The organism is Streptomyces yongxingensis, assembly GCF_055597465.1.
Window position 1 is genome coordinate 11,001,362 of the sequence record NZ_CM145717.1, and the last position, 14,346, is coordinate 11,015,707.

17 protein-coding genes and 2 pseudogenes are annotated in these 14,346 nt (G+C 67.4%); 8 read left to right on the top strand and 11 right to left on the bottom strand.

All coding sequences use genetic code 11. The features are described from left to right. Positions 1 to 70: 70 nt before the first annotated feature. From ACZ6TD_RS46650 to ACZ6TD_RS46665, 4 genes are all read right to left on the bottom strand, one after another. Positions 71 to 706 carry an HAD-IA family hydrolase gene (locus tag ACZ6TD_RS46650; RefSeq protein WP_471348171.1) on the bottom strand — a complete coding sequence of 212 codons (636 nt, stop codon included), beginning with the start codon at positions 704 to 706 and terminating at the stop codon, positions 71 to 73. Then, a complete protein-coding gene (locus ACZ6TD_RS46655; RefSeq protein ID WP_471348173.1) occupies positions 703 to 2,121 on the bottom strand; it encodes a pyridoxal phosphate-dependent decarboxylase family protein in 1,419 nt (472 codons plus the stop codon). The genes ACZ6TD_RS46650 and ACZ6TD_RS46655 overlap by 4 nt, the downstream gene beginning before the upstream one ends. Further along, positions 2,114 to 2,734, bottom strand: a complete 621-nt coding sequence (locus ACZ6TD_RS46660; RefSeq protein WP_471348175.1) for a helix-turn-helix domain-containing protein — start codon at positions 2,732 to 2,734, stop codon at positions 2,114 to 2,116. Before ACZ6TD_RS46660 ends, ACZ6TD_RS46655 begins: the two co-directional genes overlap by 8 nt. Before the next feature lie 333 nt (positions 2,735 to 3,067). Beyond that, positions 3,068 to 3,301, bottom strand: coding sequence for a Tn3 family transposase (locus ACZ6TD_RS46665; protein WP_471348177.1), 234 nt, complete (start codon positions 3,299 to 3,301; stop codon positions 3,068 to 3,070). On the opposite strand from ACZ6TD_RS46665, the gene ACZ6TD_RS46670 reads away from it, so the two are divergent. Then, positions 3,275 to 3,559, top strand: a complete 285-nt coding sequence (locus ACZ6TD_RS46670; protein ID WP_471348180.1) for a transposase — start codon at positions 3,275 to 3,277, stop codon at positions 3,557 to 3,559. The two genes, ACZ6TD_RS46665 and ACZ6TD_RS46670, sit on opposite strands and share 27 nt — an antisense overlap. 5 nt (positions 3,560 to 3,564) lie before the next feature. On the opposite strand, the gene ACZ6TD_RS46675 is transcribed toward ACZ6TD_RS46670, so the two are convergent. After that, positions 3,565 to 3,966 carry a DUF6896 domain-containing protein gene (locus ACZ6TD_RS46675; protein ID WP_471348182.1) on the bottom strand — a complete coding sequence of 134 codons (402 nt, stop codon included), beginning with the start codon at positions 3,964 to 3,966 and terminating at the stop codon, positions 3,565 to 3,567. Positions 3,967 to 4,262: 296 nt separating this feature from the next. Here ACZ6TD_RS46675 and ACZ6TD_RS46680 point away from each other — a divergent pair. After that, positions 4,263 to 4,445: pseudogene (locus tag ACZ6TD_RS46680) on the top strand (transposase); the annotation flags it as partial. A gap of 72 nt (positions 4,446 to 4,517) precedes the next feature. Beyond that, positions 4,518 to 4,823, top strand: a pseudogene (locus ACZ6TD_RS46685) (transposase); the annotation flags it as partial. A 113-nt stretch (positions 4,824 to 4,936) separates the two neighbouring features. On the opposite strand, the gene ACZ6TD_RS46690 reads toward ACZ6TD_RS46685, so the two are convergent. Further along, positions 4,937 to 5,818: an NAD(P)H-binding protein gene (locus ACZ6TD_RS46690; protein ID WP_471348185.1), complete on the bottom strand. Its 882-nt coding sequence runs from the start codon at positions 5,816 to 5,818 to the stop codon at positions 4,937 to 4,939. Here ACZ6TD_RS46690 and ACZ6TD_RS46695 point away from each other — a divergent pair. From ACZ6TD_RS46695 to ACZ6TD_RS46705, 3 genes are all read left to right on the top strand, one after another. Continuing rightward, the gene (locus tag ACZ6TD_RS46695) at positions 5,817 to 6,239 is read left to right on the top strand and encodes a MerR family transcriptional regulator (RefSeq protein ID WP_471348187.1); all 423 of its coding nucleotides are present in this window, start codon (positions 5,817 to 5,819) and stop codon (positions 6,237 to 6,239) included. The genes ACZ6TD_RS46690 and ACZ6TD_RS46695 overlap by 2 nt on opposite strands. Positions 6,240 to 7,192: 953 nt before the next feature. Next, positions 7,193 to 7,576 carry a hypothetical protein gene (locus ACZ6TD_RS46700; RefSeq protein ID WP_471348189.1) on the top strand — a complete coding sequence of 128 codons (384 nt, stop codon included), beginning with the start codon at positions 7,193 to 7,195 and terminating at the stop codon, positions 7,574 to 7,576. A gap of 13 nt (positions 7,577 to 7,589) precedes the next feature. Further along, positions 7,590 to 8,249 carry a hypothetical protein gene (locus tag ACZ6TD_RS46705; protein ID WP_471348192.1) on the top strand — a complete coding sequence of 220 codons (660 nt, stop codon included), beginning with the start codon at positions 7,590 to 7,592 and terminating at the stop codon, positions 8,247 to 8,249. 514 nt (positions 8,250 to 8,763) lie between these two features. On the opposite strand, the gene ACZ6TD_RS46710 is transcribed toward ACZ6TD_RS46705, so the two are convergent. Then, a complete protein-coding gene (locus ACZ6TD_RS46710) occupies positions 8,764 to 8,949 on the bottom strand; it encodes a hypothetical protein (RefSeq protein ID WP_471348194.1) in 186 nt (61 codons plus the stop codon). Positions 8,950 to 9,086: 137 nt separating this feature from the next. Between ACZ6TD_RS46710 and ACZ6TD_RS46715 the strand changes: the two genes are divergently transcribed. Together ACZ6TD_RS46715 and ACZ6TD_RS46720 are read left to right on the top strand one after the other, a co-directional pair. Further along, positions 9,087 to 9,806, top strand: coding sequence for a helix-turn-helix domain-containing protein (locus tag ACZ6TD_RS46715; RefSeq protein ID WP_471348196.1), 720 nt, complete (start codon positions 9,087 to 9,089; stop codon positions 9,804 to 9,806). Between the two features lie 95 nt (positions 9,807 to 9,901). Beyond that, the gene (locus ACZ6TD_RS46720) at positions 9,902 to 10,456 is read left to right on the top strand and encodes a dihydrofolate reductase family protein (RefSeq protein WP_471348198.1); all 555 of its coding nucleotides are present in this window, start codon (positions 9,902 to 9,904) and stop codon (positions 10,454 to 10,456) included. Positions 10,457 to 10,783: 327 nt separating this feature from the next. Here the strand turns inward: ACZ6TD_RS46720 and ACZ6TD_RS46725 are convergent, their stop codons facing one another. The 4 genes from ACZ6TD_RS46725 to ACZ6TD_RS46740 form a co-directional block, all read right to left on the bottom strand. Continuing rightward, positions 10,784 to 11,497, bottom strand: coding sequence for a response regulator (locus ACZ6TD_RS46725; RefSeq protein WP_471348199.1), 714 nt, complete (start codon positions 11,495 to 11,497; stop codon positions 10,784 to 10,786). After that, positions 11,494 to 12,690 carry a sensor histidine kinase gene (locus ACZ6TD_RS46730; protein ID WP_471348201.1) on the bottom strand — a complete coding sequence of 399 codons (1,197 nt, stop codon included), beginning with the start codon at positions 12,688 to 12,690 and terminating at the stop codon, positions 11,494 to 11,496. The genes ACZ6TD_RS46725 and ACZ6TD_RS46730 overlap by 4 nt, the downstream gene beginning before the upstream one ends. Before the next feature lie 65 nt (positions 12,691 to 12,755). Next, on the bottom strand, positions 12,756 to 13,490 hold the full coding sequence (locus ACZ6TD_RS46735) for a hypothetical protein (protein WP_471348202.1): 735 nt from the start codon (positions 13,488 to 13,490) through the stop codon (positions 12,756 to 12,758). A gap of 428 nt (positions 13,491 to 13,918) precedes the next feature. Next, positions 13,919 to 14,188, bottom strand: coding sequence for a Tn3 family transposase (locus ACZ6TD_RS46740; RefSeq protein WP_471348204.1), 270 nt, complete (start codon positions 14,186 to 14,188; stop codon positions 13,919 to 13,921). Positions 14,189 to 14,346 lie beyond the last annotated feature (158 nt).

Genomic DNA, 14,346 nt, shown 5'->3' on the forward strand with positions numbered 1-14,346 from the left:
GAGCATGATCCGGTGCCGATCCGGCTGTGAAGCCTCGCTTACCGATCTTGCTCACCAATCGGCCGTTAGATCAACATGCCTGCACGCCTTGTGTCGTGGCGTTACTGCATTCGAGGGCCAGGGTTCGCTCGATGGTCTCTCTGCTCTGGAAGTGGAGGGCGGTCCAGCCTGCGGCGCGTGCTGCGTCGGTGTTGGCTGCGCTGTCATCGATGAAGAGGATGTCGTCCGGGCGGGCGCCCAGTTGTTTCGCGGCGGCGCCGAAGGCAGCCAGGGCAGGCTTTCGGTGGCCGAGGCGATGGCTGAACAGCAGGTGGTCGAAGCAGTCGAACATCGTGGAGTACAGCCGAAGCAGCGCCTCCTGCTCCAGCGGGCCGTTGTTGGTGAACAGCGCCAAGGGCCGGGAGCCGCGGTGGCGTTCCAGTGTCTCCCGAACGGCGTAGTCGGGCCGGAAGGCGCTGCACCAGGCAGCGTCGAGGTCATCGTCGCTGCCGGTGAAGCCGGTGGCAGCCCGAATACGGTCCCGGATCTCCGCCGCGTGCGGGTACTTGCCCGAATCGCAGTCGGCGCTGAACCCGGACCGCCACAGCAACACGTCGATTCGATCTGCGGGGAGCGCAAAGACATCGGCCAGGCGTTGCAGGCGATGGGCGTGGTCGAAGTGGAACAGCACGCCGCCGAGGTCGACGACCAGGTATTGAGGACTCATGTGGTGACCTCCCGAGCCGCGGCTCGGATTTCGTCGAGCAGGACGGTCAGGTCGTCCTTCGTGGTGCCTGGGTGGAGGACACAGGCGCGCAGGGCCGCGGCACCCGAGATCCGCGTGCCGGTGAGGAAGGCGTGCCCACGGCGCTGCACGGCGGCCGGGATCGCCTCGTTCAGTGCTTCCGCGCGGTCTGTGTCGAGGTCCGGAGGGCGGTGGCGGAACGCGGTGATGGAAGTGACCGCCGGGGCGAGCAGCTCGAAGTCGTCGGAAGCTTCGATCAACTCGGCGAGCGTGCGCGCGAGCCTGGTGGTGTGCTGTACCAGGTGAACGATGCCGTCCCGGCCGAGGTGGGCGATCGTGGCCCATACGCGCAGTGCTCGGAACGGGCGGGTCTGTTCGGTGCCGTACTCGGAGAACCAGCCCAGCTCCCCGGCGTCCTCGTCGCGCAGGTAGGGGGGAACCAGGCTGAAGGCGTCGCGCGGGCCGGCCGGTTCGCGGAAGAGGATGCAGCCGGCATCAACGGGGACGCCAAGCCACTTGTGTGGGTCCAGAGCCAGAGAGTCCGCCCGTTCCAGTCCGGCAAAGCCGGGGGCGGCGTCGTCGGCGAGGATGCCGAGCGCGCCGTAGGCACCGTCGACGTGGAACCACAGTCGGTGCTCGAGAGCGATCGCGGCGATGTCGTCCAGGGGGTCGACGGTTCCGGTGTTGACCGTTCCCGCGCTGGCGGCGACGAAGAACGGCCGCACCCCGGCTCGCTGGTCAGCCGCGATCAGACGGCGCAGCTCGCCGGTGTCCATGCGGAAAGCCGAGTCGACCGGGACGGTGCGGAGGTACCGGGTGCCCAGGCCGAGAAGTTCTGCCGCTTTGCGCAGACAGCTGTGCGCCTCGGCGGACACGTAGAGCGCCATCGGGCGATGCCCGTACAGGCCGGTCTCGCGCACGTCGTGGCCCTGGTCGCGGAACGCCTGGTGGCGGGCCGTGGCTAGTGCCGTGATGGTGGCCATGGAGGCTCCGCTGGTCAGCAGCCCGGCCGCCGGGGGGTGGGGGAATCCCACCAGCTCCGCCAGCCACCGCACGGCGGTGCGCTCCAGCAGAACGCCAGTGTGGTCTCCGCCCGCGCAGCTGGGGTTCATGGCCGCGGCCAGGGGGGCCACCAGGACGCCGGCGGGGGACGGCGGGGAGTTGACCCAGCCGAAGAACCGCGGATGCCCGTTGCCCATGGGATACGGCAGGATCCGGTCGCGCACCTCGTCCAGTAGGTCCGCCAGCGGGCGGCCGTCGGCGGGCAGTGGCTGGCGGGTGAGCCACGCGCGGTCCGCCTCGGACACCGGCCGCCACACCGGCCCCCCGGGCACACCCGCCAGGTGTTCGGTTGCGAGGTCCGCCGCCGAACGGGCTGCTTTCCGCAGGTCATGCATCGTGCCCTCCCGACAGGCGGTGGAACTGGACTGCCGGGGCCAGTGTCATAGCCAGGTAGTACACGCACGCTTCGGCCATGTCGTTGGCGAAGGCGTGCCGGCGGTTGCCGGGGAAATAGGCTGCGTCCCCGGCCTGAAGCCGGTGGGGCACACCGTCGATGGTCAGGCGCAGACACCCTTGTTCCACTGCCACGTACTCGTGCGATCCCGGCGAGTGCGGGGAGAACTCTCCTGCGTCCACGCCCGGTTCCAGGGTGGTGCGCATGAACTCGAATTCGATGTCCGGCAGGACCGGGGAAAGGATCCGCCGTTCCCACCCCGCGGGGTCTCGTACCACCTGCTGCCGGTCACTGACCAGAACCACGACGTCCGGGCGCACCGGTTCGTCCAGCAGTCGAGCGATAGAGGTGCCCAGTGCGGTCGCCAGGCGGTCGAGAACCAGCACGCTTGGCGTCTTCGCGCCGCGTTCCACCTCGGACACCATGCTCTGGCTCACGCCGCTCAGCTTGGCGAGCCGTTCCAGGCTGATGCTCCGAGCCCGTCGCTCGCCTCGGATCCTGGCCCCCAGTTCGGCAATGGACAGGCCGCTGGAGAAAGTGCTGCCGTCACTCATGTTCTCCACTATAGCGAAGACTATCCACTATTGAGTGGATCGGGCACCACGGTGACACCCCCGGGTGGGACGGTTGATCGTCACACACGTCGGGCGTTTTCTTCCCGCAGCAGGTGGCAGCCCGCGCCTCGACCCGGTTTAACGCCGATCGACTATGCCGCACCCGGCGCCACTCCCAGTCGGTTGAGCCATCACGGCCGATCCCGGGAAGCCGCCTGCTGGCCGTCCAGTGGGTTCCGGGGCCCGGCACGATGGCCGCGGCGAGGTTGAGGCGCGCATCCATGTCGAGGTTGACCTCGCCGTAGGGTCGGACGTGGGACCAGAACAGCGGGGTCAGTCCGCGCCGGTCGGCGAGCGTGAGGAGGTCGGCCCACTCCGGATCCGCGAGTAGCGGGCCACGAAGATGGTCTTCTGGGTGCGGCCGACCTCCAGCATCGCCGCGTAGGTGGGGTGGGAGGCGTCGCGGGTGAAGCGCCGCAGGATCGCCTCGGTGGACGCGGTCCGGGTCCGGATGGCCGTGGCGTATGTGATCGTCTGGTCGTGCTGCTGGGCGATCTGCGCCTGCACGCCGACCGCGGCTGCAACTTCGACAAGTACCGCCCCCTGCTGTGGAAGCGCGGCGTCAAGCCGGTGATCGCCCGACGCGGTGTCGCCCACGGCTCAGGACTGGGCACGGTGCGTTGGGTCGTCGAGCGCGCCTTCGCCTGGCTGAACCAGTTCAAACGGCTCCGCACCCGCTACGAACGACGCGCCGACCTCCACCAGGGCCTGCTCGAACTGGCCTGCACCCTCATATGCCTCCGCTGCCTGCGAACCTCATCCTGAAGCGATCAGTTGGCTACGCTGAACCACCCTGGTCGCACCTCGTGCAGAAGCGACTGCAGCGACCGCACTGCGGACCTTATGTCCTGATCCGTGATGTCAAGGGGCTCCGGCAGGCTCAGCCCATACCCGCGCAGCCGCCAGAGGTCGAAGACTTCGCTCCCGTCTGCTGCGAAGTCCACATCAACCTCAGTGCCGTTGTCGCTCACGAAGCGGCACCCTGTCCCATGAACCTTGTAGGAATAGATGCCGATGTGATCACCCCGGCTGATCTGCCGCGAACGGGCCAGGCCGACGACATCCGCCAGTCGCTCAAGTGAGGGAATCGCCGCCCTCATCGCCTCATCAATCGCGTTCAGCGCCCGGATGTAACCGAGCACGAGGTCTCGCGCAGCCTCAACCCGTTCCATACGGCGTCATTCCCCCTGAGCCCGTGACTGAAGGGATTGTTCCATGGGCCCGCCAGTGTCTCCGTAGGACGGCTGGCCAGCGCGGCGATCGTCGCCACGCTGAACAACTTCCGGGGCGAGATCACGGTCATCGGCGCACCGCATGGCTACTGCGGCAACGCCGCTGACACGATCACGGTCGTGACGGAGCATGCCGAGCGAGGACGAGCTGTTCAACGCGGTCGACGCGCTGCTGAAGGGGAAGCCGCAGATGCCGCCGCCCGAGGAGCGGGCCCGACTACGAGAAGCGGCCGCCCGTCAGCCGACCCAAGGACGCCTACGGCTTCATCGTGCTGCCACGTCGTTGGGTCGTCGAGAGGTCGCTTGCGTGGATCATGCACGCCCGCCGCCACGCGCGAGACTACGAGCGGCTCGTCCAGCACTCGGAGACCCTCATCACGTGGGCCGCGATCACCCTGATGATCCGGCGTCTCACCCGGAAGAAGAAGAGCCCGGCTCCTCTCACCCGATCTCGCGTCACACGGGCCGCCTGACCGCGAGATCCGCCATACGAGGCATCCTTCGCCCACCTGTGCGCCGCCACACCTGTGCCGGCCTCCTCCGGTCGCACCGACCGCCACCGACTCAACCGCGGCGGCGACCGCCAGGCCAACCGCGCGCTGCACGCAATCGTGCTGGTCCGCATGCGCCACGACCCACGCACCCGTAACCACGTCGCACGACGCACCCTCGAGGGGCTCAAGACGAAGGACATCGTCAGATGCCTCAAGCGCTTCATCGCGCGCGAGGTCTACCGCCACCTCACCAGCGCCTTCAGGGGCGCCCCATCGGCATCTCCAGCACTTGACGGTCCATAGGAGCTTCAGCGTCAAGCTGAGAGAAATCGAACGACGATTTTGGACTCGACAAGCCCCATGCAGGGCGTCGAGCATGTTCGTCATCGCGTGGGGTGAGGGGGCCGCAGTTCTCGTCAGCTGAACTCTGCCGCGTGATCGGCGGCCCACTTGGTGAAGGTGCCGGCCGGTCGGCCGATGAGGTGCTCAAGGTGATCAGTGATGCGGTTTGACTCTGGTCGCCGCACCGAGGCGGTGATCAGTGCTTCCACAAGTGGCTCCGGTCGACCGTCTGCGAGCATTCGCGATCGCGCCAGATCTGCTGGCAGCGCTTGGAAACGTAGGCGGCGCTGAAGGGCGGCACCGAGTTGGGCTACCTGGTCGGCGCGAGTGAGGGCTTCGGGCCCTGTGAGCAGGTACGGCTCGTGATCGAGTTGGTCGTGCGGCGCGAGCAGTACGGCCACGACGGCATCGGCGACATCTCGCTCGTCGACCACGGCTGTCCGCGCGACGTCCGGGCCTGACACCTCGTCGCCCCCGCACAGCTGCGCCCCCCAGCCACGCGCGTTGGACGCCAGTGTGTCGCTGCGCAGCACGATGGGGCGCAGTCCGGCGCTGTTCAGCAAGGCTTCCATATCGGCGTGCACCTGAACGATGGGATCGCTCTGGCAAGAGGCGCTGTCGTCGATGGCGGTCGAGGACAGGTAGACGACACGAGGCGCCATTGCGGCGATCTCCATCACGACCTCGTGGGCTGGGGCGGAATCGAGTAGGGGCCAGATCAGGAACACAGCGTCCATGCCGGCAAGCGCCGCACGCACATCAGCGGGGTCTGTGAGGTCACCGACCACCCAGTCGACTCCGGGTCGCGGTTCGGGCTGATCTCGCACGAGGCATCGAACGCGCGCGTCGCGCTCTACGAGACGGTTGACGACCTCCCGGCCGAGGTTGCCGGTCGCGCCGGTGACAAGGATCGATGGACGGCGGCGGGAGCCCATGGGGCCAGTGGTGTCAGGCATGATCGAGACGCTAAGGGTTCAGGTCGACGTGAAGGCAAGGGCGTGTGCGATGCAGACGATCGGCGAAGTGGCAGCAGAACTCGGAATAGAGGCCCACGTGCTGCGGCACTGGGAGCATGTTGGGGCGCTCAGCGTGGGCCGCGATGGCAACGGCTACCGCATCTACGACGACAGCGCTGTGGAACAGGCGCGCACGGTGCTGAAACTGCGGCGCGTCGGGCTCTCGCTGCCCGAGGTGGTCGCCGCCATGGCACCTGAGAAGTCAACGGCGCAGACGGTCGTGAAGGCGAAGATCGCGGCCCTCGAAGAGGAGATCATCCGAAGACAACAGGCGATCACCTTTCTGCAGCACACTGCCGAGTGTCGGCATCGATATATCGATGACTGCCCGGACTGTGCGAGCTTCGTCCGCGAAGCTTGAGCCGCCATCCGCTGGGAAGCTCGAGCCCGACCTTGCTCACGCTACCGTCATCAACGTTCCGCCCCGCAACGGCTAGCCACAATCGCACGGCCAGGAAGAGGAGGGCTGGCCGTGCGAGCTGTCCCAAGAGGTCGACGCGCTGCTGGCCGACTTATCCCTGCCAGGTGAGGTCTTCGGAGCGATCATCGCGGCGACAGCACAGATCAACGAGACCTGGGGCATGGTGCCGGGCAGTACAGCCTCGGCGAAGTGGCCGCAGCAGCGGCGGATACCGTCGGCCGGGATGGGGTGCTAAGCCACCTACCTCGGCGACACCGGGGAGGAACAGATCCTCATCGACCCGCTGACCGACATGCCTGCCGTACACACCCGCGACGGAAAGATCGAAACCCTCGCCCCACAACGCGTGCCCGCCCTCTCCCCGCTCGCCGCCCTGACCATCGGCAACCGCGCGGTCTGGGTACGCACCGAGGACAGCACCGTCTTTCTCGCGCCCCAAGTGATGAAGGCGGCAACTACACCTACGGCTACGGCGGCGGAGGGCCAAGGGGGCTGGCCAGGCTCATTGACACGCTGCTGGACGACATCACCAACCCGGCGCCCGACCATGGCGGAGGACAACCGCCAGCCGGTCTCGTGCACGCCACCCAGGAGGGCTGAAAAGGCCGCATCCCGCCCTTCATCCTGACCCGCAGCGAGCTCGAAGAGCTTCGGGATGGGTGAGGCTCCGTCCGTGGGTGGAAGACCGGTGACAGCGGGCCTGCGCTGGGGTGACGAGACCTGTGCACGTGGGGAGCGAGCGCTGAGAAGCTGGTACTCAAAGCTGAAGGGAAGCAGTCATTGATCGCTCCATTTGCTTTCGGATTGAACATTCCGCAAGTGGAGAGATTGCAATCAAGGCGCGCCACGTGGTGGCGCTTCCCGCATCTCTGAGACGCTTTGGGGCGGATGGCATGCATACAGAACCCGCTCGCCATCCGCGGAACGCGAGCATATCGCCGATAGCCTATAAGGACGGGAGACTGAATTGCGTATGCGGCTCAGGAGGAGGCAACAGCAAGCTCGGCTGGAAACACTTCTCCGGCCCTCACAACATCAAGAAATGCAAGATCGTCAATGCCGCTATCAACGGCAAGCCCGATAAGAAGAACGGCGCCCGCCTTGAGTACTGGGCCTATGCCTGGAACGGCAACCGCCGCGTGCAGGTCATCGTGATCGTCCAGTACGCCCGCAAGACCGCCGACGGACATTACGACGCCGGCCCCGGCCAGAAGATCGGTATTATCACCGCCTACTGCAAGGGCCTGAATAAGTGCCCGAACTGGCTCAACCAGTGACATCGTTTGATGCGTGACTCTCACGTACGACGACATCGCGGAGCAGCAGGCGGACATGGTGCGCCTGCTGCTCCACCACATCCATGCCCCATTGCCCGACGGCCGGTTCATCCACGGTGTCCTGCCCTCGCCGTCCCCTGCTGCGGCGGTCCGGATCGTCACTGGCCCTCGACACCCATGCGTTTCCGATGACTTGGTGGCCTGGGAGATTCCTCTGCGCACCGTTGACGATCCTGAGGAACTAGCGGGCCCGAATGATGTCCTCGGCATCGTGCGGGCCTTGACCACCGGTACCCAGATCTTCTCCAGCAGCCGTGTCGACACGGTGATGGGCATGGCCCTCATCCATGTGGATCCGGCGCAGGTCGATCCCGTCGGCCCGGGGGAGTGCGACAACGCCTTCACCATCCTGCGCACCCTTACCTGCCCCTGGACCGAAGAACAGCCCGACCCGCGACTGCGAGGTTTCCTCCTTCAGAGCCCCGACCGGATGCGCCTGTATGTCGACCACGAGGAAGACACCGATGTGGTCGCCGCCGACGTACGACCGTCCGGTGCCCTGACAGCCCTGCTCGCAGCACTTCCCTCCCTGATCGTGGAGGTGGAACGGACCGTGCCGGGCGACATCGACGACCCGCACTGTTCCCGTTTGATCGACCTCACCGACTGGTGACTCCTGGGTGCGTCACCTCTGACTCCGCGCAGACGCCGCATCGGGTGTGGAGAGTAGCCTCGCGGGCATCTTGGTGTTCTCACGCCAGGAGCCCCGGCCAGCCGTGACCAGCGGTCCGCTGGTAGCGGGGAACAGCGGTTATACCGGCGTCCGGGGACCGTTTCTGGGTGTCGGTGTTCGGCGTCCGACGCGGTGAGCAGCGCGTCCGGTGGCGCCTCCGCAGCGACGTTCCTGCTCGGCGGGGCGTAGCCGGACCTGGGCGTCCAGACCGCCGCTCGGCGTCGCGGCGTTGAGGGTGATCTGGTCGCCGGAGGCGTGGACCAGATGGCGGACGATGGGCAGGCCGAGGCCGGTGCCGTCGTGGTGGGAGTCGGAAGCGCGCCAGAATGGACATGTGGCTCGGTCTCCTGCCCGTCCCTGTACCCAGCCCTCGTCGAGGGCCGCTGGCGAGGATCCATCTGGAGGACCGGACAACGGATGCAAGCTTCTCTGAACTAGCGTTGGCGGGTGCGGATCACGTCTCGTCGGAGCCGATTGCGGCATTCAGGGCCCGCAAGGCGTCATCGTATTGGTGACGGTCGAACTGGAACGGACCGAATGCCACGTAGTCGCGAGTCCTACGGTGCGGTTGCTCGAAGGAGTCCCAGATCACGAGGTCGGCTGTCGCGGTGATGCGGGCCAGGTAGTTGGGCTTCCACATGAGCCCTGGGGCATCGGGCCGCCGGCCGCGTTCGGGCCGAGCCGCGCGGATACTCCCGCGCATCTCGCACGAGCTTTGGCCGCCCGCGCGACATGACACACTGGCGGCGCAGGCGGCGATGAACGGGGGCGATCCGGTTGGGTCTGGAGATCGAGAGTCGGCCGTCGGAGTTGCCGTACATCGAGAGGGTATGGCGCAGCCGCAGCATCGAGGTTGGCCGGATGACGTCGATCGCGGCGTCGCATTGGGAGCTTGTCTTCTGGGAGCACGACGGCCAGATGCAGGCGGCCGTGCTGGGCCCAGAGCCCAGGGCCTCTCTGGCTCCCGTTCCCAAGGACGCCACGTTCTTCGGTATCAGCTTCGCTCTCGGCACCTCGATGCCTCACGTGCCGATCAGCCGGCTTGTGGGTGGCAGCGCGGAGATCCCCGACGTCACGCGGCGCTCCGTGTGGCTGAAGGGTTCCGCCTGGCACGTGCCCGATTACGACAATGCGGAGGCGTTCGTGCGGCGCATGGTGCGTGAGGGCATCGTGGACTGCGACCCGATCGTGCCCGCGGTGCTCGGCGGCGCGGCCCCCGATGTCTCCGATCGGACCCTCCAGCGGCGTTTCGTCGCGGCGACGGGCCTCACCCGGGGTGCCATCCGGCAGATCCACCGTGCCCGCGAGGCGGCGGTTCTGATCCAGGAGGGGGTGCCGGCGCAGGAGGTCGTGCACCAGCTGGGTTATTTCGACCAACCGCACCTGGCGCGGTCCTTGACCCGGTTCATCGGCCGGACCGCCACTCAGCTGAGTGCTCCAGACAGGGCGGAGCCGCTGTCGCTTCTGTACAAGCCCTCCTCCCCGGTGCCCGCATAGTCTTCCTGACGTAGCCCACGGGGTCGGCCCGCCCCGGCCGGAGCGCTATTCGGCCGGGACCGGGCAGACGACCCCGAACTCATCACGGAGGAATCATGCGCAAGGTCGTTTCGGGTCTGTTCGTCTCGCTCGATGGTGTCGCCCAGTCGCCGAACGAGTGGCAGTTCGCTTTCGACGAGGAGATGGGCGCGGCGCTGGGAAAGACGCTGGAGACGGCCGACACGATTCTGCTGGGCCGGGCGACCTTCACCGAGTGGGCCGGGTACTGGCCGACGGTGACCGACGGCGAGGACGCCGGCTTCGCCAAGTGGATCAATGACTCGCCCAAGTACGTCGTCTCCTCCACGCTGGACAGCGTGGAGGACTGGGCGAACAGCACGCTCATCAACGGCGATCTGGCGGCCGCGATCGAGAAGCTCAAGGCGGGCGAGGGGAAGGACATCACCGTCGCGGGCAGCCCCACGCTGGTGCGTTCGCTTCTGGAGCAGGACCTGCTGGACGAACTGGTACTGCTGATCCACCCGGTGGTGGCCGGCGAGGGCCGCAAGAAGCTGTTCGCCGACGACGCCACCCTGAAGAAGCTGGAGCTGGTCAGCGCTCAGCCGACCAGCAGCGGAGTGATCATCGCGACCTACCGTCCGACGCGCTGACCATCCTCGAGATCATCCAGAACCTGCGGGAGCGCATCCGCGAGGCCCGCGCCAACGGCTGGCTCGGCGAGGTCGAAGGACTTCAAGTCAGCTTTGACGCCGCTATGGCCAAGCTCAACAGCCTCAAACGGGCTCCGACCGATTGTCGGCCGCAGCTGGTTGACCTCGGCATGCCGGTATCCACCGACCCTACGCCGCCGTCTCCGCAGGAAGCGGGAGAACACGGGGCCCGGGCCTGAGCACGCCTGAACAATTCCTGCCCCGCCCCGGGCGGGGCCTTGTCATTGAACCCACCTTGATCGTCTACTGCTCAGGGCGGGGGAGTCATCAGAGAAGTTCGCCGCTCCCAGGTTGGACACGGCGCTCAGGAGCGATGGTCACTGATACAAGCCCTGATTCATAGGCGCTGATCACTAGTTGCGCACGGTCACGTGCCCGCAGCTTGCTCAGTAGTCGACCGATGTGTGTTTTGACGGTGCCGTGGCTGAGGTGGAGGTACTCGGCGATGTCGGTGTTGGAGAGGCCGCGGGCCACGAGTAGCAAAACCTCTCGCTCGCGGTCTGTGAGGCCCTCCAGCGAGGAGCCGGGCACCGGGTGCGCATGGGGGAATCGGGCGAACTCGGCGATCAGACGCCGAGTCACCGACGGTGCGAGGAGGGACTCTCCGGCGGCGACCGTGCGGATGCCCGAGAGCAGGACCTCGGGAGAGGTGTCTTTGAGGAGGAACCCCGCTGCTCCGGCCCGCAGCGCGCCGTACACGTACTCGTCGAGGTCGAATGTGGTCAGGATGAGAATGCGTGTCTCCGCCGTCTCGGGAGATCGGGCTATGTGTCGTGTCGCCTCGATCCCGTCCATACCGGGCATTCGGATGTCCATGAGCACGACGTCCGGGCGCAGGCGCCGCGCGCTCTGGACGGCTTCGGCGCCGGTGCCGGCCTCGCCGACAGCGGTCAGCCCGGGGGTGGTGTCGATGAGTACCCGGAAACTGCCTCGGAGCAGGGACTGGTCGTCGGCGACGAGTACCCGGATCGGGTCGGTCACGCGGTCGTCTCCCTTCGGCTTGGTGCGGTGCCGTGCGTTGGTTCGGCTGGTAGGCGAGCCGATACGGCGAACCCGCCGCCGGGCTGCGGTCCGGCCTCCAGCGTTCCCCCGTACATCATCACGCGTTCCCGCATTCCCAGGAGTCCGTGGCCGCCCCTGAGATCCGCCCGGCCGGATACGACCGCGTCCCCTGCTCCGTCGTCCACCACCTCGATGTGCACTCCTCCACGGGAGTCCGCGGTGATGGCGACCTCGCAGCGCGTTCCGTTGCCAGAATGCTTGACCACGTTGGTCAGCGCTTCCTGCACGATCCGGTAGACGGTCAGGGCCAGACCCGCGGAGAGGTCAGCCGTCAGCCGGGTACGCAGTCCAGTACGGATTCCCGCCTGCTCGGCGCGCTGGACGAGAGAAGGCAGGTCGCCCAGACCGGGAGCGGGTGCCGTCTCCGCGGAGCCGGCACCTCGCGTGTGCTCTCCGGCGGTGTCGCCGCGCAGCATCCCCAAGGCGCGCCGCATCTCAGTGAGCGCCTCCCGACCGGTCTGTTCGATGGCCCGGATGGCGTCGCGCGTCTCCTCGGGACGTTCCTCGGCCACATGGTTGGCGACCGCCGCCTTGACGACGATCACGCTGAGGCTGTGCGAGACGATGTCGTGCAACTCTCGGGCGATGCGCAGGCGTTCCTCGGCCAGCACCTCGTCGGCCAGGCGCCGTTGCTGGCGGACCGCTCGGGCGCGCCGCTCCCGCACGACGCGGCCCGCAGCCCACATGGCGCCCAGCACCAGCCAGACGAGCGCCGCGGTTCCGGCGGCTTCTGACCACGGGCCGGAGGGTGTCAGGACTGCCTCTCCGGTGACGACCGCAGTCGCAGAGACGACGAGGGTCAGGGCCAGCGACCCAGTAGCCCGGCGGGCCGGCTCCAGAAGCGCCACCGTATAGAGCGCCAGGGCCGTGGAGATGTAGGGATCGCGGGTGATGTCGAGAAGGGTCGCCGCTGCCGTGGCGCCCAGAACCACCGCCAGGGCAGGCAGGGGCCACACACGCCGAACGGTCAGTGGCGCTCCCACACACGCGGCCACCAGCCAGCCCACCCACGCCGGGCCGGAGAACCGAGGCAGGCCGTCGGACGCGCCCTGCCCGGCCAGCGCAACATACGCGGCTATCACGACACCGGCTGTGCCGGCGTCGAGGATCAACAGATGCGACCGCGTCCGCAGGCGCCAAGGCACTATGCGCATCACGCAACGATATCGACGAGCACTCATCCGGCCTGCCCGAAGAGGAACATTGCGATGCCCACGACGCCCACCAGCACAAACCTCCCAACGACTGTGACCGGCCGCGCGGCTGGCCCGGTGCGCCATGCGGTTACGCCCAGCGGAACAAGCGCTACGCACACCCCCGCAGCCGCCGCGGCCGACCAGGTGGTCGTCCCCTTCAGCACTCCCAGCGGCATCGCCGATGCCAGAGCCAAGGCCGCCGCGCGCAGGGGGCCGAGCACCCGCGAGCGGTAGGCGCCGACGGCCAGCAGGATCCAGCCCCCCATGATGGCGGCGTTCAGCGTGCTGAAGACATGAAACGCACCATAGGTCTCGCTCACCGTTCGCGTCGCCGACGCCGCACCCTGGGCGGTCACCAGTTGGAAGCCTGCGTGGTCCACACCAGCGTGGAACGCCCGGGCGAACAAGCCCAGGACTGCGAGAGCGCCGCCCCACACAGCCAGCTCCCTGTAATGCGCACCGATGTCGGCGGCGAGGAGCACGACGCCCGGCCAGAGCAACACCCATCCTGCGGACACCAGGCTGTACGAGGCTGTCATGAGGTCCGGATGATGCTCGTACGCGCTCAGTTGGGCAGGAAAGAAAAAGCCGAAGCGCACACGCAGCAGCACACCGGCGAGCACCAGCAAGGGTCCGACGATGAGGGATGCGCCGCCCACCCATCGTCCCGGAAAGACCGAGTGCGATGCAGTGTTCGACGGAGAAGTGATGGTCATGGTGCAAAGATGCTCCGCAGCCCTTCGCTGCGTCGTCGGAGCACGGGCCACACTTCCAGGTCAGACCGTGGTCGTACCGCCGGCCGTACCGATCTGCTTCTGGTCCGATCCAACGACCTGACGCCAGCCTTGTTGCCGACTGGGTAGGTCCCGCCGAGGTGATCCAGCTGCCCCGCCTGATTGGTGCAGCCCAAGGAAACGCTGTATCGCTTCCGCGCCACCTTTCTCAAGGTGGCCGCCGCGCTACTGAGCAGGAATCGCTGTTAGTCCGGAATAGAAGAATGGAGCTGGTGGAGCCGGGCGAGCTGGACGCGGACCCGGTCGCGGCGGAGGCCGCGCTCGCCTTCGCCGCGCTGCAGGCGGTGCAGACGGCGCCACCCGCAAGGCGTATAACGCCGAGGTGGAGATGAGGGCGGCCGTGAAGGCGGTCAGGCTGCGGCGGGCTCCGCCTTCGAGCTGGTGGGGGGGGCGGAGAGCTGAAGGCGGCTGGACATGTTCAGCCGTACCTCCCCGTAGGGCTGGATGTGCATCCAGAACAGCGGGGTGAGCGCACGGCGATCCTCGTTGGTCAGGACGTCGGCCCACTCCGGCTCGGCGAGCATGTCCTGGATCATCGGCGTGTTGACGTATACCAGGGCGGCCTGGAGCATCGGTGCGGTCGCGCTGGGCGGTCCGGGAAGCGCTTGTCGCGCAGCCAACTGGTCTCCCCGCTGTTCAGCGTGAAGTGGTCGACGACGTCGTCCAGGCCCAGATCCCGCGCCATCCCGGCTACCCGCCCCTTCACCGTCGGCCCGTCACCGGACCGTTCGCTATCACCCGTTCGGCCTAACGAGGCGGCGGCCCGGGGGCAACGGTG